2 protein-coding genes are annotated in these 2,018 nt (G+C 76.0%); one reads left to right on the top strand and one right to left on the bottom strand.

Features of this window, described 5'->3' with window-relative positions; translation table 11 throughout:
- Positions 1–14: 14 nt before the first annotated feature.
- Positions 15–1,067, bottom strand: a complete 1,053-nt coding sequence (locus tag ABD067_RS15845; RefSeq protein WP_343896318.1) for a cyclase family protein — start codon at positions 1,065–1,067, stop codon at positions 15–17.
- A gap of 571 nt (positions 1,068–1,638) precedes the next feature.
- On the opposite strand from ABD067_RS15845, the gene ABD067_RS15840 reads away from it, so the two are divergent.
- The coding region (locus tag ABD067_RS15840; protein WP_343896317.1) for a BLUF domain-containing protein at positions 1,639–2,018 on the top strand (380 nt) is incomplete at its 3' end.

Raw genomic sequence — 2,018 nt, 5'->3', positions numbered from 1 at the left:
CCCGCCCGCCCCGGTCAGCGCAACGCCAGCGGGCGCAGCGCGGTGCCGGCGACGGTGCCGCGGATGGCGTTGGTGGTGGCGACGTAGGCGAACTCGTACACGCGGTCGGCGGCGAGGCGCTCCATGTTGTGGAACTCGCCGATGTGGACGCCCTGGTTCACCAGCAGGTAGACGTGGACGGGGTTGAAGGAGCCGCCGACGAATTGCGAGTCCGCGGGCCGGGGCGGCAGCACTTCGAGGCCGGAGGTGTCGGAGGCGATCATCATCGCGCCCTTCTGCTCCACCAGCCAGCGCGCGGCGGCCATGCCGATGCCGGCGGTGTCGTGCTGGCCGATCTTGGCGTGGTCGCTGCCGTTCTCGCCCCAGAAGCGCGCGGTGCCGGTGCGGACCAGCGCCACGGTGCCGGGCGTCACGTCCACGTTCTGCGCGCGCAGGGCGGCTTCGAGGTCGGCGACGGTGATCTCGTAGTTGGAGGGCAGCGCCTCCATCCCCTTCTGGCCGGCGACGTCGATCATGACGCCGCGCGCGACGATGGGCGGGATGGTGGTGACGTCGGCCTTGCGGACGCCGAAGTCGCCGGTCCACTGGTCGGCGCGGAAGTTGTTGTACCAGTGGTTGTCGGCGCCGTGGGTGATGTGGGCGAGGCCGTCGATCTGCGTCGCCACGTTGTCGCTGATGAACATGGCGCTGCTGTGCCAGCGGGTGTGGCCGGTGTTTCCTTGTTCGGCCGTGGTGAAGGGGAGGTCGCGCTGGCGCGCGACGCCCTCCGGCGTGCGGAAGGTCATGATCTCGCCCGGGTTGTGGCCGGGCCAGCGGTAGGAGTTGCGGTCGTAGGGCAGGCCGAGGTCGTAGGCCCGGCCCTGGGCGGCGAGGCGGAGCGCGGCGGCGCGCGAGGCGTCCGTCATCTCGTTGAGCGCGCCGACCTCGTCTTCCGGGCCCCAGACCCAGCCCCAGCCGGTGCCCTGCTTCCAGCGCTTCATGCCGGCGTCCTGCGCCGCGGCGGGCGCTGCGAAGGCGATGGCGGCGATGCCGGCGGCGAGCAGCAGGCGGCGTGCGGTGTTCTTCATGATGGCGTTCCCTCCCGGTTCCCTGCGCAGGGGCGTCGCGCGACTCCGCGGCCGCCCGTGCAGGAGGCGAGTGTCGGTCGGGCGCGGCGCGGCGCGAGCGGCCGCGCGCCGGCCCGCCGCAGAAATCCGTCGCGGGATGCGCGCGGGACACAGGGCGCCGGAGCGGCGGCGGCGCGGCGTGGCGCAGGCGGCGAGCGCGCTTGACGCCGGCGCCCGGGGCGATCCAGCATCGCCCCCGCGACGGCGCCCCGGGTCCGCGACGGTCCGGGGCCGAGAAGGAAGCCGGCGCGCGGCGCGCCTCCTTTCGGCGCTCCGCGACTGCGAGCGGCGAGATGGCGCCCGCGGAGAACGGGCCACAGGGACCGGTGCGCGCGGCCCCGGGAAGGCCAAGCGGAGGCGACGACCCGCGAGCCGGGAAACCTGCCGCGGCGAGAATGGAGGCCCCGGGCGGGGTGCCCCGGCCGGATGCCGAGCCGCCCGCGGCGGGGCCAACCCGTCGCGTCGTGCGCGCTCCGTCGCATCCGCCGCGGCCGCGCCGCCGGCGGGGATTGGTGGGGAGGGAGCGGGAGCGATGGCGGCTGAGGGAGCTTTGCGTCCACCGCCCGGCCCGGCGCCGGTGGACGCCGCGCTGTGCAACCTCGTCTACCGCAGCCGCGCCGTGGCGCCGCTCGGGCCGGCCGAACTCGGCGGGCTGGTCGCGGCGGCGCAGGCGCGCAACCGGGCGGAGTCGGTCACCGGCGTCGTCGTGTACGACGACGGCCGGTTCCTGCAATGGCTGGAAGGCCCCGCGGAGGGCGTCGGGCGCGTCGCCGCGTCCGTCAGCGCCGACGCCCGCCACGCCGACGTCGAGATCCTGCACGAGGAGCCGGCGCACGGCGGCCGGCGGTTCGGGGGGTGGGACATGCGGCTCGCGGCGCGGCCCGGCGCGGCGGACGGCGGCGCGGGCGAGGG

Source organism: Craurococcus roseus, from assembly GCF_039523795.1.
Lineage (GTDB): Bacteria > Pseudomonadota > Alphaproteobacteria > Acetobacterales > Acetobacteraceae > Craurococcus > Craurococcus roseus.
Note: the sequence above shows the minus strand (reverse complement) of the source record. Positions and strands in the feature narration are given on the sequence as shown.

Coding starts and splice junctions, on each gene's coding strand:
- ABD067_RS15845 (WP_343896318.1), bottom strand. CDS start 1,067: ATGAAGAACACCGCACGCCGCCTGCTGCTCGCCGCCGGCATCGCCGCC.